This is a genomic window from Bacteroides sp. D55t1_190419_B8, from assembly GCF_015558905.1.
In the GTDB taxonomy this organism is placed as follows: domain Bacteria; phylum Bacteroidota; class Bacteroidia; order Bacteroidales; family Bacteroidaceae; genus Bacteroides; species Bacteroides vicugnae.
On record NZ_JADMOU010000006.1, the window covers coordinates 80,248 to 103,588 of the forward strand.

The 23,341-nt window shown below is 37.7% G+C and carries 12 protein-coding genes and 2 pseudogenes; 13 read left to right on the forward strand and 1 reads right to left on the reverse strand.

The annotated features are described in order from the left end of the window. Window positions 1–23: 23 nt before the first annotated feature. The 5 genes and pseudogenes from I2I13_RS07540 (at window position 24) to I2I13_RS07560 (ending at window position 7,364) form a co-directional block, all read left to right on the forward strand. A complete protein-coding gene (locus tag I2I13_RS07540) occupies window positions 24–575 on the forward strand; it encodes a hypothetical protein (protein ID WP_004308256.1) in 552 nt (183 codons plus the stop codon). Further along, the gene (locus tag I2I13_RS07545; protein ID WP_195649207.1) at window positions 559–4,224 is read left to right on the forward strand and encodes an ATP-binding protein; all 3,666 of its coding nucleotides are present in this window, start codon (window positions 559–561) and stop codon (window positions 4,222–4,224) included. The genes I2I13_RS07540 and I2I13_RS07545 overlap by 17 nt, the downstream gene beginning before the upstream one ends. Further along, window positions 4,221–5,081, forward strand: coding sequence for a hypothetical protein (locus I2I13_RS07550; RefSeq protein WP_195649208.1), 861 nt, complete (start codon window positions 4,221–4,223; stop codon window positions 5,079–5,081). Before I2I13_RS07545 ends, I2I13_RS07550 begins: the two co-directional genes overlap by 4 nt. A 9-nt stretch (window positions 5,082–5,090) precedes the next feature. Then, a pseudogene (locus tag I2I13_RS07555) lies at window positions 5,091–5,913 on the forward strand (SWIM zinc finger domain-containing protein); the annotation flags it as partial. A gap of 340 nt (window positions 5,914–6,253) precedes the next feature. After that, a pseudogene (locus tag I2I13_RS07560) lies at window positions 6,254–7,364 on the forward strand (transposase). Window positions 7,365–7,446: 82 nt separating this feature from the next. Here the strand turns inward: I2I13_RS07560 and I2I13_RS07565 are convergent. Next, window positions 7,447–10,512 (reverse strand): ATP-binding protein, encoded by a 3,066-nt coding sequence (locus tag I2I13_RS07565; protein WP_195649209.1) that lies wholly within the window; start codon window positions 10,510–10,512, stop codon window positions 7,447–7,449. A 385-nt stretch (window positions 10,513–10,897) separates the two neighbouring features. On the opposite strand from I2I13_RS07565, the gene I2I13_RS07570 reads away from it, so the two are divergent. The 8 genes from I2I13_RS07570 (at window position 10,898) to I2I13_RS07605 (ending at window position 23,338) form a co-directional block, all read left to right on the forward strand. After that, window positions 10,898–13,234 (forward strand): AAA family ATPase, encoded by a 2,337-nt coding sequence (locus I2I13_RS07570; protein WP_195649210.1) that lies wholly within the window; start codon window positions 10,898–10,900, stop codon window positions 13,232–13,234. Beyond that, complete coding sequence (mcrC, locus tag I2I13_RS07575; protein WP_195649211.1) at window positions 13,231–14,277, forward strand: 5-methylcytosine-specific restriction endonuclease system specificity protein McrC; 1,047 nt, start codon at window positions 13,231–13,233, stop codon at window positions 14,275–14,277. Before I2I13_RS07570 ends, mcrC begins: the two co-directional genes overlap by 4 nt. Window positions 14,278–14,439: 162 nt before the next feature. After that, complete coding sequence (locus tag I2I13_RS07580; protein ID WP_195649212.1) at window positions 14,440–14,982, forward strand: RNA polymerase sigma-70 factor; 543 nt, start codon at window positions 14,440–14,442, stop codon at window positions 14,980–14,982. A 58-nt stretch (window positions 14,983–15,040) separates the two neighbouring features. Next, on the forward strand, window positions 15,041–16,036 hold the full coding sequence (locus I2I13_RS07585) for a FecR family protein (protein WP_195649213.1): 996 nt from the start codon (window positions 15,041–15,043) through the stop codon (window positions 16,034–16,036). A 127-nt stretch (window positions 16,037–16,163) separates the two neighbouring features. Next, complete coding sequence (locus tag I2I13_RS07590) at window positions 16,164–17,111, forward strand: glycosyl hydrolase family 18 protein (protein WP_195649214.1); 948 nt, start codon at window positions 16,164–16,166, stop codon at window positions 17,109–17,111. A gap of 264 nt (window positions 17,112–17,375) precedes the next feature. Next, window positions 17,376–20,717: a TonB-dependent receptor gene (locus tag I2I13_RS07595; RefSeq protein WP_195649215.1), complete on the forward strand. Its 3,342-nt coding sequence runs from the start codon at window positions 17,376–17,378 to the stop codon at window positions 20,715–20,717. Window positions 20,718–20,736: 19 nt separating this feature from the next. After that, a complete protein-coding gene (locus tag I2I13_RS07600; RefSeq protein ID WP_195649216.1) occupies window positions 20,737–22,344 on the forward strand; it encodes a RagB/SusD family nutrient uptake outer membrane protein in 1,608 nt (535 codons plus the stop codon). 43 nt (window positions 22,345–22,387) lie between these two features. Continuing rightward, window positions 22,388–23,338: a glycoside hydrolase family 18 gene (locus tag I2I13_RS07605; RefSeq protein ID WP_195649217.1), complete on the forward strand. Its 951-nt coding sequence runs from the start codon at window positions 22,388–22,390 to the stop codon at window positions 23,336–23,338. Window positions 23,339–23,341: the final 3 nt, after the last annotated feature.

Genomic DNA, 23,341 nt, shown 5'->3' on the forward strand with positions numbered 1-23,341 from the left:
CTGAATGCTAAAAACAGATGACCATGAAATACACTGAAGAAATATTTAATATACTTAGCAAAGGGGGATTCATTTCTTCCAATAGTGTCTCTACCCAAGTGAAACGCTTGTATGATGCCATTGAGGAAGATTTGCCCGATTATTATGATTACTATAAAGGTATCGGTTTCTATTTGGAAGGCGGTGACGGTTATTACTACTTTACTCGCAAGGAATCGAAAGTCGATTTGGAACGTAAACTGGAAGCGATTCAGAAGTGGATTGATTACCTGAGTTTTCTAAAAACCTATCATTCGGCATTCGGCCCGGGCTTTCTGTTCCGTGCTGCTGATATTGAAATTCAGATAGGATGCGATATCGAATTGAAAGAAAAGGCAACCAAACTGTTTTCGGATAAGAAGAAATATGATGAAGTTGTCGGCAAACTGTTGAAAGAACTGGAGAGTATAGGACTGATAGAGAAAGAAAACGAACTCGATGGGACATATAAAGTATTGTCGGCTTTCCATTATATGGAGGACTTGGTTGATTGTATCACAATTTCAGAGGAGGTGCAAGATGAGATACCTGAATAAGATTATTTTTCTGAACAGTGCCCATATTCCATATGCGGAAGTGAAGTTGGATGGGAACGTACATTTTATAGGTACGCAAGGTGTTGGTAAGAGTACACTGCTCCGTGCCATCCTATTCTTTTATAATGCTGACAAACTAAGACTGGGCATTCCGAAAGAGAAGAAAAGCTTCGATGCTTTTTACTTTCCTTATGCCAATTCTTACATTATCTATGAGGTGATGCGGGAGAATGGGGCGTATTGTGTGGTAGCTGCCAAATCCCAGGGACGGGTGTTTTTCCGTTTTATTGATGCGCCATTCCAACAGGACTGGTTCATTGACGAACACAATGTGGTACATTCCGAGTGGGGACGCATCCGCGAACATATCGGTTCGAAGATTCAGATTACTGCACAAGTGACTAGCTATGAAATGTATCGGGACATTATTTTCGGTAATAACCGCAAGCATGAAATGATACCTTACCGCAAGTTTGCCATTGTGGAAAGTGCAAAATATCAGAATATTCCCCGTACGATACAGAACGTCTTTTTAAATTCCAAACTGGATGCTGACTTTATAAAAGATACCATTATCCGTTCGATGAGTGATGAGGATATCTCTGTCGATTTGGACTTCTATCGTAGCCAGATAAAGGAATTCGAGCAGGAATACAGGGACGTGATGCTTTGGTTTAAGAACAAGAATGGAGAAGTGCCTGTCCGGAAGATGGCGGAGAAAGTAATGAACGCCTATCGTGACTTGATTTATACCCAAAAGCAGATTGGTGAAGGGCGTGCGGAGCTTAACTTTGCGGAGAAACAGGCTTTGCATGAGATTCCGTTAGTGAAGGAAGAACAGGCTAAAGCGGAGACGGAACGTGAACGGTTGCTGCGGCTTATGGGTGAACTGCAACAAAAGTACACCAATGAGCGTGATGGCTTGATTAGGGATATAGGTATAATAAGCGATTTGCTCAAAAAGATACGTGAGAAACGTCTGCATTACGAGCAGATGCAGATTGAAGAAATCATCAAACGGGTATCTTGCGAAGAACTACTGATTCAGGAACTTGAACAAGTCCGGAATATGAAATCGGAACTGACAAGGGCTTATGAGGATGTATTGAGTAAGTACCGATTGCTGTTTGAGAAACTGGAAGCTGATTTCCGTACTTTTGAGAATAGCCAGCAAGCACGGATAAATGCTCGGAATGCGGAGATTGCCGGCAAGCAGGAGGAATTGATGCAACAGCTTCGTGTGGAAGAAGAAAAAATAAGGGCAACGCAAGAAGAGAAAGTGCAGACTGTGGATAATCGTATCCGGCAGTTGCGCGATGAACAGGCAAAGTGTAACCTGAAACTTCAAAAGGTGAAATACGAACATCCCCATCAAAAGGAAATGTCCGATTGTGAAGACGGGATTAACGAACTGCGCAAAAAGGACAAGGAGTTGGAGCTTAATATTCGTCAGCAACAAGGAGAAATAAAGCAGTTGAGACAGGAGTGTGAATGGAAAGTGAAAGAATTGAAATGGAAATTTCAGGCAAAGATGGAGATCGTTCGCAAAGAGCGGAGTGCGATTGAAGAACAGTTACAAACATTGGACGCCTTGATTGAGAAACGAAAAGGTTCTTTGTGTGAATGGTTGGAGAAGAACAAACCGGATTGGCAGGAGACGATAGGCAAGGTGGCGGATGAGGAACTGGTGTTGTACAACAATGAACTGCAACCTCAATTAGTGAATAAGGAAGCGACTTTGTTCGGCGTTTCACTCAATCTGGCAGCAATCGAGCGTTCTGTCCGCACTCCCGAGGAAATGAAGCAGGAGCGCGGCAGGCAACAAGCAGCCCGGCAACTCTGTACCGACCGTCTCACCCGACTGGCAGAAGAAGAGGGGGAAGTTGTTTCTTCTTTGGAGAAGAAGTATTCGAAGCAAATACATAGTATTTTGGAAGAACAACATCTGATGGAAGCTGAGCGAATGCAGATTCCAGCAAAATTGAAGAATTTGCAGGCCGATTACGCCTCATGGAAGACGAAGGAAGAGGAATGGAAAAGAGGATGTACAGAAGAATTGCAGGCGCAACTGAATGAAATCGGCCATCGTCTTTATGTGGCGGAAGGAGAGAAGGAGAAGCATTTGGCGGAACGGGAAAAACTGTTGAAAGCCTGCCGGAAAGTGTATAATGACGGCAGGACTGAATTCCGGAAGGAACTGGAGGAGTGTGTTGCCGGCATTCAGCAAGAGATAGAGCGGATGAAACAGCAAATTGTAGAGCGGAAAAAGGAATTGAAGCAGGCGCAGGAGAATGAATTGAATGGGAAGGGTGCTGATACGGTCACTATCCGCAAGTATGATGACAGGCTTGCCGAAATAAATAAAGAATTGGATTATATAGGTAGATCCCGCCCGCAAGTTCTTTATTATGAAAGAGACAAGGAGGAACTGTTTGATAAAGAACCTGCTACGCGAAGGCGGAAGAAAGAACAGGATGCGAAGCTAGTTGCATTGGACGAACGTTTCGCTCTGAAAAAGGAGAAGTTGCAGATTCAGAAAAAAGGGGCGGACGAGCATCTTGAGCGGATTAGCAAAGAATTGCACTTATTGGAGGACGGGTTGAATAAAGTGGATATGTTCCGGAAAGATGAAACTTTTTGTCCGCCTTCTGTGACAGAAATAGGAGAGAAGCCTACCCGGAAAAATTGCGATGTTATTGTGGAAGAGTTGAAGTCGCTCATCGTATCCACTATCAGAAAAACAGAAGAATTCAAGAAAGCGGTGACGCAGTTCAATGGAAACTTCTCGTCAAAAAACACGTTTCATTTCCGTACGGAACTGGTTGGAGAACAGGATTACTACGATTTCGCTTCCAATCTGTGCGAGTTTGTGGATAATGATAAGATTTCCGACTATCAGAAACATATCAGTGAACGGTATACGGATATAATCCGCCGGATTTCGCAGGAAGTGGGAGGACTGACCCGTAATGAAAGCGAGATACACAGAACAATAAAGGATATAAACGACGATTTTGTCAAGCGGAATTTTGCCGGAGTAATAAAGGAAATAGCTCTTCGCCCGCTTCAGAGCAGCGATAAACTGATGCAGCTATTGCTGGAGATTAAACGGTTTAGTGATGAGAACCAATATAATATGGGAAAGGTTGACTTGTTCTCGCAGGATTCCCGTGAAGATGTCAATGCGGTGGTTGTCCAGCATTTGTTGTCGTTTATGAAATTCCTGCTTGACGAGCCGGGACGCAGACGGTTGGCGCTTGCCGATACATTCAAACTGGAGTTCCGCGTGAAAGAGAATGATAACGATACGGGATGGGTGGAGAAGATTGCCAATGTAGGTTCTGACGGCACGGACATTTTGGTAAAAGCAATGGTCAATATCATGCTGATTAATGTGTTCAAAGAAAAGGCGTCACGTAAGTTTGGTGACTTTAAAATCCATTGTATGATGGATGAAATAGGCAAGTTACACCCCAACAATGTGAAAGGTATTTTGGACTTTGCCAATTGCCGGAATATTTTGTTGGTAAACAGTTCTCCCACTACTTACAATGTGGAAGACTATCGTTATACCTATTTATTGAGTAAAGACGGGCGGTCAAATACCCTGGTTGTCCCATTGTTAACCTATAATAAGATAGAAAAATGAGTGGCAGTTTATTTACATTGGCGATGGCGAGGCTGGTTCTGAAAATGCTGGGCGGCGAGCTCATACCTTACACAAAGTTTGATGGACTGATAGCAAATAGATTAATGGATGAGGGAATCATCACTATTGTTCCCCGAGGGAGTAAGCGTAGTTTTCGTATGATTGACCCGGAAGGATGCCGTATCTACATCTCCCAGAATTATACTTCCGGCATGGAGCTGGAAGATTGGATTGAGATGAAGAACTGTCCGGATGAAGTGTCACGTTCGGAGCAAGTGGCGAAGGCGGGGGACTCTAAATTGAGATATACCCGTACGTTCAAAGGTTTTCTCCTCAATTGTTATACGCCTATAGAAGCTACTTTTCATGGCAAACCATGTGTTCTTTCTCCCTTGCAAGGCACTTCCATCTTCATGCAGGATTACGAATATTTCCGTATTCCTGAAGATGTTGTAGTAGTAGGTATAGAGAATGGAGAGAATTTTCAGCATATCCGTGCCCAAAAGTACTTGTTTGAAGGAATGAAAGTTCTTTTCGTGTCCCGTTATCCGCAATCGAAGGATTTGTGTAACTGGCTAAAGATAATTCCCAATCGCTATATTCATTTCGGAGACATTGATTTGGCGGGAGTCTTCATCTTTCTGAATGAATTTTATGCTAAATTGGGTAATCGTGCGGAGTTTTTCATTCCTGCGGATGTGGAGAAGCGTCTCAAGACCGGAAACCGTCAGCTTTATGATAACCAGTATTTGCGTTATAGAGGTATGCTTGTTTCTGATGAGCGTATAAGACCATTGGTGACAATGATTCATAAATATGGGAAAGCGTATGAACAAGAAGGATATATAAAGTATTAAATTAGTCATATGATTACACTGGATAATTTTGAGGACTTTGTCCCCTATAAGATATTGATACGCGGGGAAGAGTATTATGATACAGATGTCGTTTCCGAACTGGAAGAAACCTCACCCGGTGAATGGACTGCAATCGTAGAGGGAACGGACGATTATAATGTAGAAATATCTATGAACGGAAAGGAAGTAGAATCCTGGTACTGTGATTGTCCGTATGATGGAGAAATCTGCAAGCATGTCGTGGCAGTACTTTTGGCAATTCGTGATAATAATAAACGGGTGAGTCGTAGTGCATTTTCAAAAATGAGAATAGTTACAAAGGAAGAAGAGGTTGTACAACCCGATGTGGACATCAAACAATTGCTGTCATTCATTAATCCGCAGGAACTTTCTAAATTTATCAGTGAGTATGCCTCAATGAATCCGGAATTTAAAATAGCGCTTTTGAATTATTTTAATAGTTAAGGAATGGTCTTCTACATCAAAGGGAAAAGATTATAGAACGGAAATTCAAAAGATTTTTAATAGTTCCGGTGACAGTAAAAAGTCTCGTTATCATAATCGTTATAATGATCACAGTTGTGATTGGGAAACTATTTTCAATCGAATGGATATTTATCTGAAGAAAGCAGACTTCTTTTTGAGTCTGGGAGATATGGATAGTACTATTGCCATAGCTCTTCAAACACTTCGTTCTATTGGTGAGAATTATGAGGATGAATTACTATATGTTGACGATGATGATGACTTTGGCACTTCCCTTTATTGTGAGCACGCAGGAGGTTTACTCATGAAAGTGGTTGGGCGTCCTAAAACAACTCAGAAACAAAAGAGATTACTGAAATATCTACTTATCGTTATTATATAATATTTTTCTATCCTCCAACCGAGATGCACTGAAATCCCAACGACTGGCTAAGTTGAGAATTATCTTACAGCTGGAAGAGTATGGCTTGAAATACAAATTCAGGCAATCATAGCCTAAATTCACTGAAATTGGATGAATTTATAGTCCGAATTTAGTTAATTTACAAATAGGTTGTTGGAGAAATTTAGTAGCTTTCAGATTTCATGAATTGGGACTATCCATCTGATTGTGTAAATAGAAAACTACGAGAGAAATCCCCGTAGTTTTTTTTATTTATATATTAACTTTGTAAAAAGGATATTTTATGGACATTCCCAAAGACTTTTTAAGCAAAGAGTTTCTGTCCAAGTTTAAGACTGGCGAAGATGTAACCGCTTTCATGAAAGAGCTTCATACTCGTGTCTATGAGCAAATGCTGGAAGCTGAGATGGATAATCATTTAGGTTATGAGAAACACTCCAATCAAGGAGATCATAGTGGCAACTCCCGCAATGGTAGTTATAGGAAGCAGATTCAAACTGAGATGGGCGAATCTGTTATTCAGGTTCCCCGTGATAGGAAAGGTGAATTTGTGCCTGTTGTAGTTCCTAAGCATCACTCCCGCGGTTTATCTATTGAACGTCTTGTTATCTCTCTTTATGCCAAAGGTATGAGTGTATCTGACATTGAATCGGAAATGCAGGAAATATACGGCATAAATCTCTCTACTTCTGCCATTTCTATTATTACTAATAAGGTTAGCCAGGCTGTTTCAGAGTGGCAGAATCGTCCTCTTGAGAGCTTATACATGATTGTTTGGATGGCATTGTATTCAAGGTTAGGGAAAATGGCAAGGTAATCAACAAGACTGTTTATCTATGTGTAGGTCTGAATAAGGAAGGCTTGAAAGAAGTATTGGGCATGCGGGTTGGTAAAATGAGAGTGCCGCTTTCTGGATGGGTGTTTTCCCGGCCTCTACCACTCAAATATGTGTGGTACATCAAATCAGAAATTCCTGTCGGTATGTGGTTTGGAAAGAAAAAAAGGAGTTCACCTCTGATTTAAAGAACATCTACAATGCACCTACTAAAGAAGCCGCAAAGATGGAATTGGATAACTTTGAGCAAAAATGGGGTGGGAAATATCCTTATGCAATACGCTCATGGAGAAATAATTGGGAAGAACTCACCCTATTCTTTGATTCCCCCGTTGAGATTAGAAAGATTATATATACTACTAATCTCATTGAAAACCTGAATGGAAAAATCAGAAAGTACACTAAAAATAAGCTGTCATTCCCCAATGATGATGCCCTGAAAAAGTCTGTGTATATGGTTATTAACGAAATCGAAAAGAAATGGTATCAACCTATTTGGAATTGGGCATTGATTTTTAATCAATTTATAACTATATTTGAAAACAGGATTCAAGTATAAAACCTGAATCCTGAAGTTTTCTATTTACACAATCAGATGGACAGTGCCCATGAATTGTAATGAAGTCTGAGAATCATTTTATTTACCAAGACTGATCACTCCATGGTAAGTTATCCGTGTTTCTGTACCACTTAGATGCGTCATACATTTTAAATTCCGACCTCTCGCAAGCGTCTATCAACTTTTCTTTTGAAATTTTGCTAAATGCAAATTCATGATATTGAGGATTTGTTCTTCTATCAAAAACCTTTTCAATCTGTTGTTGCCAATCAGCTTTACGTATTTTATTGGTTAAGGCCAACTCAATTAAATAGCATATATCTGAAAGAACAGCAAGATCGTCCTCATTATTTGTATTCAATGCATGAATTGATTCCACTACAAATTTAGTAATAGGAGAATTATTAAGTAAAATAATTCCATATATACATTTAATCCCATCATATTCTATATGAGAATTAAAGTCCAAACTTCTTAATTGCACAAAACATGATTCTGAATCATTATGCATATCCCTTCGCTTAGGAAATCTCATCCATTTTTTTTCTGTTGAAATTTTATCCCAACAAATATCTAATCTACGCTGTTCGGGTACAATCTTAATGTCTGAAATCTGAAACTCGGTTAAAAGAATTTCGTCAATTAGATTGTAAAAAACTTTTTTATTTAACAGAACATCTACATTGTCAAGATTCGCCGAATTTGTTCCATATAGATCGCTCAAAATTGAAACAACAGATCGTGTTGATTTAATCTCTTTGAGCAACCTGTTTGCTGAATTAAATGCTTCACTTTCGATTGTCCAAAAGTGACCGCCTTTCTTAAGTTCGGCAATGGAGATAAATTGACGTACTCCCTCTTTTTCGATTAATATCGTAGGTATCTCACATAGTTTTCTAATGAGTATCTCTTTATTCGAAAAATCTACATTAAACCTAGGATTTCGACGAGTCAAAAAAATTGAGAGAAGCCAGTCGGATTCTTCTGCAGCCCAAGTTATTGAAAAGTCATTGCAAAGTTTTTCCCTCTCATCTGATATGTTTTTAAGATATAAGGAATAAATAACTTCTAATGTTTTCTCTAAATTTCCCGAATTGATATTGGAACGAGCCACGTTAGTTTTGGGAGCCTTTTCGCCAGTCATATTGGCAAACGCGATAAAACGTTTGCTTGAAAAGCCTGGAGTATTAGAATCTATCCTAATGCCCTCTATGCTTATCCCCGTTGGTGTGATAGGACAATGACTTAAATCAACCCAATTATAAACATCTACCATAGACCATTCTCTAAAGTATGAATTATACTTTAGTAAAATACACAAATCAATTCCTTCGTCATTGTATTCCATCACCTTATAGTGAAGCCTCTCTGCATTCGGTATAACAGAATCTATGAGATGATGAAGAAGGGCATTAGGAGAATCATATCCTATTCTTTGTTCTACACCATTACATGAGAAAATGAATTCACACTGAGGTATAATAATCCAATGACGAAGGATTTTCTCAGGGTCAAAGTTTTTAATATCTGGGCGAACTTTAAGCTTTATAGATGTTCCAATTTCTTCCAACAATAAGAGATTTGAGCCTTTCTCAACTCCATGTTTTAGAAGATACTTCCCATGCACATTTCTAATTTTAAGTAACAAAGGTTTATCTTCAGGATTCATGGTAGTGAGAATGTCAACATCATCTGCAATCAAGAAGCATGTTAATAGACCGATACCAAATCTACTGATTGAATTATACCCGGGATGTTTCTTTTGAAAATCAGGATCTTGATATCTCGAAGATCCCACTTTTAACAAGTGATTTTCTATTATATCAAGATTCATACCAGTCCCATTGTCCATTATAATAAGTTCTCTCGTACTTTCATCCCAGATAACTTTTATTTTAGGTATATAAGTCTCCTGTCCTGTTGAATCAAGAGTGGAGTGCAATTCATAATTTCTAACTTTTACTGCATCGATTGCGTTTTGAGACAATTCTCGTAATGAAACAGATAAGTTATTATACAATGTTTCCCCAACCAAAAGACTTAACACCTTATTTTGATCTATTGTAAATGATAGTTGCTTCCTTTCAAAATTTTTTGTCTGAATAGAAGAGTCATCAATATCTTTCCAAGGAAAATCATATAATGATGCGTGTCTTTTCTTCGCAATCTCATTCAGCCGAAAACTATTTTTCAACTGAACCTTTACATAATTAAGATATTCTATGAGAGAAAAAAAACCTCGTTCATTCTCAAAATAAGCATTTACTTCCAAAGTATCACTTGGAAGATTCGGACATTTATTTCCTTCGTCATCTAATGGAATTTTTGGAGTAATGCTTGCTACAGCTCTTTGTTTGGCCCATTCCTCTTGGCTAATTGGGTTTGTTGGTGCAATTATTTGATATTCAACAAGTGGAGTTCTATCTTGAGTAATATGCAAGAGATCTGCTGACCTAAGGATTAATGCCGCATAAAATACATTAGCTCTCTCTTGAGGAGTATTACCGTACGATTGAGAAACTTTATACTTGTCAAAGTCATCAAGATCGTCTAATGAATGGCTGGCACAAACCTTAGCCAAATCAACCTTAAACAATGGAGGCAGACAGCTTACTAAATCCGAAACAACTTCGGTCACATTGGAATCATAGGAAACAAATGGACTAGATTCGTCTAAAATCCAATTAGATATTCTTTCCCCATGATGTTTTCTTACATATTCTTGAAATATGAAACGTTCTTGTTGATCAGCATCCAAAGAGGCCAAAGATGATTGATTATAGACATTCTCAATATATTTTCCTCTAAACTTTTGGAATTCTCTTGATTGATTTCTATTTGTATACTCCTGTTTTGTAACCAACATGCCTAAGTCATGAAAATAAAAAGACAATACGATCAGCAACCAATCCGCTCCAGTCAATTGTCCTTTTACTTTTTCTGGAATAATAAAATCCAACGATGCAAGCATGCCGTCGATATGACTTATATCGTGTTTGGTATATTCATCGAATACACCATCACGGCCAATCAAGCTTAATAATGATTTAACCTTATGTTTTATGTCAACGATATTAATTGCCGAAAAAGCAGATAAAGATACCGCTTTCATTGCCATATTCTCCGCACTACTATATTGTTCGCTCATGATAACTTTATGAATTTCATAATACATCGTTACTATTTATGGAGCAGATAATTCCGCTTACCTACTCATAATGGTACTTATGTGGTTTTAAAGTAATAAACAAAAGTGGTTTATTGCATGACTATTATTAATAGCGACAATATTATTTTGTGTAATATAGATAGTAGGTATATTTCGATAAAAAACACAGGTGTTTACTATATTAAAATAACTATTCTGTATCTTTGTGACTTAAAAAGTAATTCATGGGCAGGTGATTTTGTTTTTATAAAGGTGTTTGTTCTGTTGTAGGGTGATTTTGATTACATTGTTGAAAGAATTGGACATGATAAAATAAGGCATTGGAAGGTGAATTAATGAAGAAAAGTTCTAATACTATTTGAGTATGATTGACAGAAGACAGATATATCAAGATTTTCAAGCTGCTTTTCCGAAAGAGCATCTTGTAGAAATGACACTTACGCAATATACAAATCTCGAAAGACAGAATTCATTTTGTTATTGGGTTGAATCTAAAACATATGATTTAGGTTCTATTTGGGGTGGCTCTTCTTATAAGTTTGGTATTTATGAATATAGAAACAAACCCAATAAGAATGATTCTCGTATTGTTAGCAATGATAAGTATGCTTGGTATAACAAATATGATAAACAGACTGCTGATGAAGCATTTGCTATTGTCAGAAGTACTATATTTAAAATAGCAGAACATGCAGGCAAAGGTGAATTGGAAGCAATAGAAAAAATAGATGAGTTGGGTGATGCTTACAAATGGAAAATAGCGTTCTTATATTCAGATGAGACTCTAATACCAGTATATAAGCGTGATATGTTGGTTAAGTTGGCTCGTTATTTGGGGATGTCTGTCACAAATAAAACTAAAATCTCTGATTTGCAAAGGTTCCTGATAGAACAGAAAGGCGAAAAAGACCTTTTCGAATTTTATGATGAGTTACTAAATATTGTAAATGAATTAGATAGTTCAAATATGGGACATAAGATTTGGTTATATGCTCCGGGAGAAAATGCATCTAAGTGGGATGTGTGTTTATCTCAAAACATAATGTGTATTGGTTGGGATGATATGGGTAACCTTTTGGAATACTCTTCTAAGAAAGAAATGGCAGCTAAATTGCAGGATATATATGGCAAGCCGGGGGCTTCGTTTAAAAATGATAGTTTGGCATTATGGGAGTTTGCTCATGAGATGCAAGTGGGCGATATTATTATAGTCAAGAAAGGTCAGAATCAAATAATAGGGCGGGGTACTGTGGAAAGTGACTATGCTTTTGATGGTTCTTTTCCTGATTTTAAGAATGTTCGTAAAATGCAATGGACGAATGTCGGAGAATGGGAGACAGTAGGTAAGAATGTCCAAAAAACTTTGACCGATATAACCAAGCAGCCGGATTATGTGAAATCTTTGGAGAAGCTATTTGAAAATAAATCTCAAAAACAATATTGGTGGCTTGTGGCTAGTCCTAAGATATGGAGCTTTTCGAAAACTCCGGTTGGCGAAATACAAGACTATACTCTTTATAATGATAGTGGAAACCAACGAAGGGTATTTCAAAATTTTATTGATGCAAAAGAAGGAGATGTTGTTATTGGCTATGAAGCTACTCCTGTTAAACAGGTGGTAGCTATTGCAGAAATAGCCAAATCTGCTGATGGACAAAAAATATATTTCAAAAAGACTGAAAGTTTATTGAATCCTGTTGATTATTCAGTTATAAAGGATATACCGGAATTAAGTGGTATGGAATTCCTAAAGAATAAGAACGGCTCGTTTTTCAAACTGACAAAAGACGAGTATAACATATTGATGAAATTAATACGTGGCGGAAATCCTATGCATAATCCTCAATATTCCGAAACAAATTTTTTGGATAATGTATTTATAAAATCAGAAGAGTATAACAAATTGAGAAGCCTGTTGTTGGCAAAGAAAAATGTCATATTACAAGGCGCTCCGGGTGTTGGTAAAACGTATTCGGCAAAACGCTTAGCTTACTCTATTATAGGAGAAGAAGATAGAACTAAAATAGAGTTCATTCAATTTCATCAGAATTATTCCTACGAGGATTTTGTGATGGGGTATAAGCCAAAAGAAGATGGTGGTTTTGAGCTTAGACGAGGGGTATTCTATAATTTTTGCCGGAAAGCCCAAAGTGATCCGGATAAGAAGTATTTCTTTATTATTGATGAAATTAATAGAGGAAATATGAGTAAGATTTTTGGTGAGTTACTGATGCTTATTGAAAACGATTATCGGGGCGAAAAACATCAAATCCGTCTTGCATATAATGATGAGTATTTTTCTGTTCCAGAGAATCTTTATATCATAGGTATGATGAATACGGCAGACCGTAGCCTAGCTATGATTGACTATGCTTTACGTCGTCGGTTCAGTTTCTTTGATATGGTGCCGGGATTTGATTCGGATGGTTTCAAAAAGTATCAGGAGAATCTTGCTTGTGAAGCCTTTAATAGGGTAATTGATGCCATCAAAGCTCTGAATGTTGAGATTGCTAAAGATGATTCACTCGGAAAAGGCTTTTGTATCGGTCATAGTTATTTTTGTAATCAGGAATCTATTGATAATATGTGGCTTGGAAATGTGATTGAATATGATATTGCCCCTATGTTACGCGAATATTGGTTTGACAATGATAAGAAATTCAAAGAAGAAACAGACAAATTATTGAGCCTGATAAAATGACAATAGACAAAGGTATATTCATTCGCAATATCTATTATATGTTGACTTATGCTTTTCAAGAGCTTAAGCAGAACAACTATGAAGAAATAGCAGGTGAAGAATTTGACGAGATTCATGATTTATTTGCTGAAATTCTAGTTCGTGGTATTTCGTATCAACTTAAGCAGGGGTTACATAAAGAATATATTTCCTGTCATGGTTCATTATCTACGTTGAAGGGTAAGCTTGATATAAATGGTACTATCAATAATTTGATGCGAAAACAACAGAAAATAGATTGTGAGTATGATGAATTATCAGAGAATAACAAGTTTAATCAGATATTAAAGACGACTGTTCAATTCTTGCTGAAACATCCGAAAGTCAAATCGGACAGGAAAGCTTCGTTGAAGCGTCTTATGCTTTTCTTTAGCAATGTAGAAGTTATTGATATTCTGACAATAAACTGGACTATTATGCGCTTTGATAGAAATTGCAAGACTTATCAGATGCTTCTATATGTTTGTTATTTCATTCTCGACGGGATGTTGATGACTACGGAAAGGGGTACGTATAAAATGAGGGATTTTTCCGATGAACATATGTGTAGACTTTATGAGAAGTTTGTTTTGGAATATTACCGAAAGCATTATCCGGAATTAAAAGCAAAAGCTACTCAAATAGACTGGAATATTGATAAAGAACAGTCTACTTCCAACATTCTTCCTATAATGCGGACGGATATAACGTTGACATTTAAAGAGAGAACATTGATTATTGATACCAAATATTATAGTAAATCAATGCAATGTCAATTTGACAAGAGAACTATTCATTCTAATAACCTGTATCAAATCCATTCTTATATAATGAATTATGATGTTAATCATACTGGGAATGTGGATGGAATGTTGCTGTATGCCAAGACAGAAGAAGATATAACACCTGATGGACAGACGACATTTAGGGATGGGAATATCATATATTACCGGACACTTGATCTGAATCAGGATTTCGAGAATATCAAGAAACAATTGGATGGATTTCTAGTACATGGTCTATAACTATTATTGGTATAATACTTCGCTTACTATGATATAACAAAGAAATCATACTCTATCTAATTGTATGGTAATATTTTATTAAAAATAAAATCATTATTACTTTTAATTCTAGATAAGTTATTCTATCTTTGTAAGGTAACACAAACAAAAGTGTAACCTTATATGAATCAAGACCATTGTTTAGTAGAACAGTTTGAAATGATATTTAGAGCTCATTTCTCTTCAGTGAAATTTTTTATCAATATGTTTCTTAAATCGGAAGCAGATGCGGAAGATTTGGCTCAAGATGTATTTACCAAATTATGGACTAATTTTGAGACGTGGCAAAATAATGATGGAAAAGAAGGGTATATATACGCTATGGCAAAAAATGTAGCATTTGATTTTATCAAACACAAAAGACTGGAAAATGATTATCGGGAGGAACAAATAAAGAAAAGTACAATTAAGGATTTGTTAGGCCTTTCAGATCCGTTAAATTCGCTTTATTATAAAGAAATACAACTAATAATAAGAATGGCTCTTGAAAACTTTCCTGAACGTCGCAGAAAGATTTTTGAGATGAGCCGTTTCAATAATATGAGCAATCAGGAGATTGCATTATCCTTACATCTTTCTGTTCGTACAATAGAGCATCAGATATATTTGTCGCTTCAAGTTTTAAAGAGAATCATTTTAATTTTATTTTTCCTGTATTTTCTTTAAGTAGCTGGAATGTTTCAATCGTTATATATGAAATTCCGAAATCTAATATAACGATAACATGAAGAACTATTTTCAGAAAATATTATCCCTTTTTGCCCGACATAATTATTCGGAACAAACAAATCAAATGTTTTACAGGTGGTTGGTTAATGATGAATATGAAAAAGAAAAGGATGAAGTATTACAGGAGTTCTATTCAGAAGCAAGAAAAAAAGGAAAAATCTTCGATGTGGAAGAATCACTGGAGCGTTGGAGATCGGATAACAATCTTGCTCATGTAAAACCTCAACAAAAGTCTGATAACAACCTGTTTATGCGATTGTGGCAATCTGTAGCAATTGTATTATTAATAGTATCTATTTCTTTAGGATATCTGCTTTGTAAGTCAGAAAAAGGTGACTCAGGAATAATTCAGCAATGCATATCGGGCACTCAGATGAAGGCATTTTTTTTGCCTGACGGAAGTCGGGTAAGTATGAATTCAAGTAGTATGCTATTATATCCCGAACATTTTACTGGAAAGTATCGTAGTGTTTTTCTAATTGGAGAAGCCAATTTTAAGGTAAAAGCTAATAAAGAGAAACCATTTATTGTCAAAACCAATGATTTTCAAGTAACAGCTTTAGGAACCGAATTTAATGTTTCTGCATATACCTCAGACGAGAATATTTTTACAACTCTGATAACAGGAAGTGTTCTTGTGGAATTCGCTGATTTGACTAAAAAGATATTGCTTAAACCAAATGAACAATTGGGGTATAATAGGAAGAGCCGTCAAGATACTCTGACTTATCCTGATATGAAGGATGTGACAGCATGGCAAAAAGGTGGGTTGGTATTTAATCGGAAAACTATAACGGAGATTATAACGATATTGGAACGTAAGTACGATTGTAAGTTCTTTTATAATCAGCATAGCTTAAAGAATGATCGTTATAGTTTCAGGTTTAAGGATAATCCACCTTTGTCTGAAGTTATGGATGTCATTGTTGATGTAGCAGGAGATTTATATTTTAAGATAGAACATGATAAATGCTATATTATGCAGAAATAATTTTGATATTAGAAAGTTAAAGCGGTGGAAGGTATGTCGAATAACTAAAACGGAGAAAGGAGGAATTATTAAACTTTTAGAACGCATTACCTAAGCGAAATAGTAACCATATAAAAAGTAATACTATATGAAAAATTTGAAATACTTCTTGTTGCTCGTTGTAGCAATGGTGACAGGAACTTTGATCACAAGTTGTAGTAATGATGACTACATGGCAGAAACACAACAACAAGGTATTTCGCCAGCTACTCGCAGCGTCAGCGACAAGATGCCGAAGTTGACTACTTATATTGAAACTAATGATGTAAATCCTCTAAATGCAGGAGAGTACTATTTTACAGGTACGGATCCGCAAGAGCAGGTGATTGATAATGTGATTCTGTTTGCTTCTAATATTCGGGGTACGGCTAGTACTGTTCAATTGTATCATAACAATAATCAGTCTCATATATTGACCAATGCCGGTACGCTTATCGCTCCTTTACAACAGAAAGGTATCAGAGTCTCTTTAGGGCTGTTGGGTGATCACACCGGAGTGGGTTTCTGTAACTTGACACCGGCCATGATTGAACGTTTTGCACAACAGATTGCCGCTTGTGTTAAGCAATACAATTTAGATGGTGTGGATTTTGACGATGAATATGCAGACTATTGGAAGGCACCTTCTAATTTGCCTTCACCAAGTACTACGATTTTTGGAAATCTTGTAAAAAGAGTGCGTCAGTTGTTGCCTGATAAACTGATTACAGTATTCAGTTTTGGTGGTTATACAAATTTTGATGCGACTACAATGAATGCCATTAGTTACATGTGGCCTGATTTCGGGGCGGATTGGAGTACTCCGGCCGGATTAGGGAATAGCAAATGGGCAAAGATGTCAATACACTGTACGGATGGTAGACCAAGTGCAGGTGTGATACAAAGTAGCGCTGCAAATTATAGTGGCTATGGCGCCATTATGATGTTCAATCTACGCGAGTCCGGTCAAACAAGCTTAATGAATAACTTTGCTTCAAGAGTTTGGGGAGGCAAGACCGTATCTCGTACGACGACTATCTATGCGAAGAATTATTAAGATATCAGGACGCTCCATGTGAATGAATTGAAGACTGGAAGTGATAGACTTTCAGAGAAGGACACTTCCGGTCTTTTATAAATTAACCTGAATATACAAACTGTAGATGCCTTTCATTTGTTGATAGGCACTGCTTAATAATAAAGATATATGTGAAAAAGTATCTATGCCAGGAATCTTTCTGCCTTGGATATGAAATCGAAAATTAAAACAGATAGACATGTGTTGCGAATAAAAAAGTTGGCAAACTAATACTTAAAATTCATGTTACACAGTTATACATTGAAAAATGATAAGAAGGCAAAAAGGATAAGATTTGTGTTGTTTTTATTTATGGTTGTAATACAAGCTACAGCTTTTGCCCAAAGTGGTATGAAAATTACTATTCAAAAAGAAAATATAACTGTTATTGAAGCACTGAAAGAAGTGGAAAAGCAATCAAAGCTTTCGGTAGGATATAACGATTCGCAATTAATTGATAAACCGGCTATCAATCTCAATTTGAAAAATATTGATTTGGAAAAAGCCCTCTCGATTATCCTTAAAGGAACAGGATTTTCTTATGGAATTAAAAGAAATTATATTAATATTATTCCTCAGCCAAAGACTGGAACTGTGGTTATCAAACAGATTACAGGTAGGGTTGTTGATGAGAATAATGAACCGCTGATAGGAGTAAATATACGGGTAGAAGGGACTGATGATGGAACTGTCACAGATTTGGATGGTAAGTACGTCATAAAAGCTTCTATAGGTAGTATACTAAGTTTTACTTATATTGGTTATATTTCGTCTTATGTAAAAATAGCAGATAAGAATGTATACAATATACAAATGTCTGCTAATGTAGAGTCGCTAAATGAAGTCGTTGTGACTGCCTTGGGTATCAAGAGGGAACAAAAGGCTCTGAGTTACAATGTGCAACAGGTAAAATCTGACCAGTTGACAAATGTCAAGGATGCAAATTTTATTAATAGCCTGAATGGTAAAGTCGCAGGAGTTAATATCAACAGTAGTTCTTCAGGAGTAGGTGGGGCTAGTAAGGTGGTGATGCGTGGTACAAAGTCGATTGAACAAAGTAGTAATGCATTGTATGTTATCGATGGTATTCCCATGTTTAATTTCGGAGGTGGCGGTAGTATGGAGAATGGCTCACAGGGAGTGACTGAAAGCATTGCCGACATCAACCCGGATGACATTGAAAGCATCTCTGTGTTGACCGGAGCGGCCGCAGCTGCCCTTTATGGAAGTAATGCGGCAAATGGAGCCATTGTTATTAATACGAAACGTGGCAAGGTTGGTAAATTGCAGGTTTCTGTATCCAGTAATACAGAATTCGCTAAGCCATTCGTACTTCCACGTTTTCAAAATCGCTATGGTACAGGCAGTTCGGGAAAAACTGGTAATTCTACTACGTTGAGTTGGGGGACTTTATTAAATGACGCCTCTCGTAGAAACTATGAACCACGTGATTTCTTTGATACGGGGATAACTTATACCAATTCCGTTACATTATCAACGGGAACAGATAAGAATCAGACTTTCTTTTCTGCTGCTGCGGTCAATTCGGAAGGGATTGTACCAAACAACCGTTACAACCGTTTTAATTTTACCTTCCGTAACACTACAAACTTTCTGAATGACAGGATGAAGCTTGATGTAGGTGCAAGTTATATTATTCAGAATGACCGCAATATGACTAATCAAGGTGCTTACTCAAATCCGATAGTTCCTGTTTATTTGTTTCCACGTGGCGACGACTTTAATTTGATAAAAGTGTTCGAACGTTGGGATCCGGCCCGTAAGATTAAAACCATGTTTTGGCCTCAAGGGGAAGGAGACTTGCGGATGCAGAATCCTTATTGGATCGCTTATCGCAATTTACGGACGAATGACAAGAAGCGTTATATGCTGTCTGCCTCTTTAAGTTATGATATTACAGACTGGCTGAATATTTCAGGGCGTGTTCGGGTTGATAATTCCAGTACCAAATATGAACAAAAATTATATGCAAGTTCCAATACTACTCTTACTGAAGGTAGTGCACAGGGATTTTATGCTATATCTAAACCTGACGAAACACAAGTGTATGCTGATGCGTTGGCAAATATAAATAAACGTTTGGGTGATTATTCTATTGTGGTCAATATCGGGGCGAGCATCGTAGATAATAAGTATGACGAATTGAGTTATCGTGGACCGATACGCGCCAATGGTATTCCCAATGTTTTTAATGTGTTTGATCTTGACAATACGCAGAAGAAAGCACGTCAGGATGAATGGGAAGAGCAGACGCAGTCTATATTTGCCAGTGCTGAAGTAGGGTGGAAGAGTATGCTTTATCTTACGCTGACCGGACGTAATGACTGGGCGTCACAGTTGGCAAACTCATCTTCTACTTGTTTCTTTTACCCGTCAATTGGATTTTCGGCTGTCATCTCTGAGATGGTGAAACTACCTTCTTTCGTGGATTATCTGAAGGTACGTGGTTCGTTTAGTTCGGTAGGTATGCCTTATCCTCGTAACTTGACATCGCCTACTTTTGAGTATGACGAAACTACTCAAACGTGGAAGCCGAAAACACATTATCCTATTGGTGACCTTAAACCTGAACGGACCGATTCGTGGGAATTAGGCTTGGATATGCGGCTTTTCAAGGACTTTAATCTTAGTTTGTCATGGTATTTGGCTAATACATTTAATCAGACGTTCGATCCGAAAATTTCCGTATCATCCGGATATACTACCATTTACCTTCAAACAGGATATGTACGTAACCAAGGAGTGGAGCTTTCGCTTGGTTATGGACATACATGGAAGAAAGATTTTCGTTGGCAAAGTAATTTTACATTAAGTCATAACAAGAACAAAATTATAGAATTGGTAAAGGACTATATACATCCGGAGACTGGTGAGCCTATAAATAAAGATCGGCTGGATGTAGGCGGACTCGGAAAAGCCAGATTCATCTTGAAAACAGGAGGTTCGCTGGGTGACCTTTACACACAGTCTGATTTGAAGCGGGATGACAATGGAATGGTAGAAATTTCTCCTGCGGGTACATTAGTAACAGTGAATAATCGACCTGATATTAAATTAGGAAGTGTTTTCCCTAAATGTAATTTGGCATGGAACAATCAGTTTTCATGGAAAGGGTTTAATATCAGTGCTTTAGTTACTGCGCGTATAGGCGGTATTGTTTATTCGGCTACTGCAGCAGCTATGGATCAATATGGGGTGTCTGAAAGTTCGGCGGTTGCCCGTGATAATGGTGGGGTATTAGTGAATGGACGTAATAGGGTGGATGCGCAGACATGGTTCACGGCTATCGGTTCACAAAGTGGTTTGCCACAGTATTATACTTATAGTGCTACCAATATTCGATTGCAGGAGGCGGCTATCGGTTACACGCTTCCACGTAAATGGTTGCATGATGTATGCAATATTCAGTTGTCTGTTGTGGGACGCAATCTCTGTATGATTTATAATAAAGCTCCTTTTGATCCGGAAGCCGTTGCAACGACAGGCAACTATTATCAAGGGATCGACTTTTTCATGTTGCCGAGTACCCGTAATGTCGGTTTGAATGTGAAAATCAACTTTTAACAGATAAAAAGTAGTTACTATGAAATATATAACATCTATCATAAAATTGTTTTCACTAGCACTATTGTCTATTGTCGGTTACGCTTGTACGAATAATTTCGATAAAATCAACCGGAAGGATTATCAGGTTGATAAAGAAGAGTTGGGTCGTGAAAGTTATAACGTAGGCGCCAGTCTTAAAGGATTACAAGGGTTGGTGATTCCTACGGAAGAACATCTCTATCAGTTTGTTGAAGCACTTGGCGCAGGTGCGTTTGCCGGTTACATTGGTTGTACTGTAGAATGGACGGCTAAGTTTGAAACCTATAATCCGCCAATAGATTGGCAAGAAGCTCCTTTTTCAGATTTAGTCACCCGCACTTATCCGTTTTATCGGGACTTGTTGGATAAAACAGACGATCCTGTGGCGTTGGCACTGGGAAAACTGTTTCGTGTAGTCATCATGCAGCGTGTGACAGATATGTACGGTCCGATTCCTTATTCAAAAATCATTTCTAAAACAGGTAAGGTTTCTCTTACCGTACCTTATGATTCGCAGGAAGAGGTATATAAGCAAATGTTTAGTGAATTAGACGAAGTGAGTGATGTCCTTAGGGATAATCTCAATTTGAGTGCGGAAGCTTTTCGTAAATTTGATGATGTATATCAAGGCGATCTTTCCAAATGGCTCAAATTTACTAATTCACTCAAATTGCGTATGGCCATGCGCTTGACTTATGTACCGGAAATGCAGGCGGAAATACAACGAATAGCCGAAGAAGCTGTAACGGCAGGCGTAATGACGGAAATAATTGATAACGCTTTCTTGAAAGTGGAAGAAAATAGGGTAGCCATGATTTTTAATGACTGGAATGACCAGCGTGCGGGGGCTGATATTATCTCATATATGAATGGTTATAAAGATCCGCGTCGGGAAAAGATGTTCACTACAGTGAAAATGACTGTATATGATGAAAACTTCCAACCGCAAGAGGTTGATGGATATGCGGGTATTCGTATTGGCATTGATGTGACTACCAAGGATGAGATGGTAAATGCATACAGCATACCGATTATCAGCAGTACCAGTCCTTTTTTATGGATGAATGCCGCAGAAATCACTTTCTTACGTGCCGAAGGTGCCTTGCGAGGTTGGAATATGGGTGGGGAAGCTAAAGATTTATATAATATGGCGATAGCCCTTTCTTTTGAACAATATGGTCTGTCGGGCTCTGAAACCTATGCGGAGAATTCGACTGACACTCCGGAAGCGTACAATGATCCGACATTTGCCTATACTGATTGGGAGGGTCCGAGAAGTACTATTACTATTGCTTGGGAAGATGGTGCGGATAATTTTGAACGTAATCTTGAACGTATCATCACTCAAAAATGGATTGCTAATTTTCCTTTGGGTGTTGAGTCATGGAGCGAACTCCGCCGTACAGGATATCCTCATCTTATGCCGGTTATAGAAAACAAAAGTGGTGGTAGCATCAGTTCTGAGCATATGATCCGTCGTTTGTGGTATCCGCCTACAGAATATACTGAAAATCTTTCGAATATCAATTTGGCGATAGGTATGTTGGGAGGTCCTGACAATGGGGGAACGAGATTGTGGTGGGATAAGAAATCTTATCTCAATTGATGAGAGAGTTTGAATACGAATAAAAGAATGAAAAAGAATTTATATGAAAACAATAATATATAAACAATTCATTTATGGTTTTCTGTTTTTAACGGCTTTTTTATTGCCTGTTGCTTGTGATGACTGGAATGAACCTGAAATTGTAGATATTGATATTAATAGTGCGAAAGAACAGAATCCGGAACTATGGGCGCGTTATATGCAGGCATTACGTACTTACAAACAAAGTGAACATTACTTATCATATGCCCACTTTGATAATTCTCCGGAAAAATCGCTAAATGAAGGTAGTTATCTTCGGTCATTGCCGGATTCGTTGGATATTGTGACCTTGGGTAATTCTCATCAAATCTCTGATTATGATCGGGAGGATATCCCTCTATTGCAGGAAAAGAGTATCCGTGTGCTTTATTTGATAGATTATGTAGCTCACGCCTCTTCCTTAACGGATATGACGGCATTAAACAGTTGGTTGGATAAAGAAATTGCTACGTCGGCCGAACTCAATCTGGACGGATTTGCTTTTACCGGTCTTCCGCTCTATAATGGAACTGATGCTGAATTGGCATCGTATAAAGAGAAATCACGACTGATTGTTTCTAAATTATCTACTGCTACGGGACAGGATAAATTATTGGTATTGGAAGGAAACCCGGCTTTCGTTGATGAAGCAGACTTTGACAAATTGAATTATATTGTGTTGAATACTGCAGAGTTGACTAATGTTACCGATTTGAAATTGCAGGTGACGGGGATTCTTGCCAATAGTTTATTGTTTAAAGATAAATTATTGTTATCTGTTCAAATGGGCGGACAAGTAATTGATGAGACTGGTGTAAAACAAGAGGCTGTAACTTTAATGACTGACCGTGTGATTGCTCTTGGTCCATTAGCTGGATTGGGTATTTATGCTATAGGTAATGATTATTATAGTCCGATAAGGAATTACGGGATTACACGAACGGCTATTCAATTAATGAACCCATCGAAGTAAAAA

Coding starts and splice junctions, on each gene's coding strand:
- I2I13_RS07550 (WP_195649208.1), top strand. CDS start 4,221: ATGAGTGGCAGTTTATTTACATTGGCGATGGCGAGGCTGGTTCTGAAA.
- mcrC (WP_195649211.1), top strand. CDS start 13,231: ATGACAATAGACAAAGGTATATTCATTCGCAATATCTATTATATGTTG.
- I2I13_RS07540 (WP_004308256.1), top strand. CDS start 24: ATGAAATACACTGAAGAAATATTTAATATACTTAGCAAAGGGGGATTC.
- I2I13_RS07605 (WP_195649217.1), top strand. CDS start 22,388: ATGAAAACAATAATATATAAACAATTCATTTATGGTTTTCTGTTTTTA.
- I2I13_RS07595 (WP_195649215.1), top strand. CDS start 17,376: ATGTTACACAGTTATACATTGAAAAATGATAAGAAGGCAAAAAGGATA.
- I2I13_RS07585 (WP_195649213.1), top strand. CDS start 15,041: ATGAAGAACTATTTTCAGAAAATATTATCCCTTTTTGCCCGACATAAT.
- I2I13_RS07580 (WP_195649212.1), top strand. CDS start 14,440: ATGAATCAAGACCATTGTTTAGTAGAACAGTTTGAAATGATATTTAGA.
- I2I13_RS07565 (WP_195649209.1), bottom strand. CDS start 10,512: ATGAGCGAACAATATAGTAGTGCGGAGAATATGGCAATGAAAGCGGTA.
- I2I13_RS07600 (WP_195649216.1), top strand. CDS start 20,737: ATGAAATATATAACATCTATCATAAAATTGTTTTCACTAGCACTATTG.
- I2I13_RS07590 (WP_195649214.1), top strand. CDS start 16,164: ATGAAAAATTTGAAATACTTCTTGTTGCTCGTTGTAGCAATGGTGACA.
- I2I13_RS07570 (WP_195649210.1), top strand. CDS start 10,898: ATGATTGACAGAAGACAGATATATCAAGATTTTCAAGCTGCTTTTCCG.
- I2I13_RS07545 (WP_195649207.1), top strand. CDS start 559: ATGAGATACCTGAATAAGATTATTTTTCTGAACAGTGCCCATATTCCA.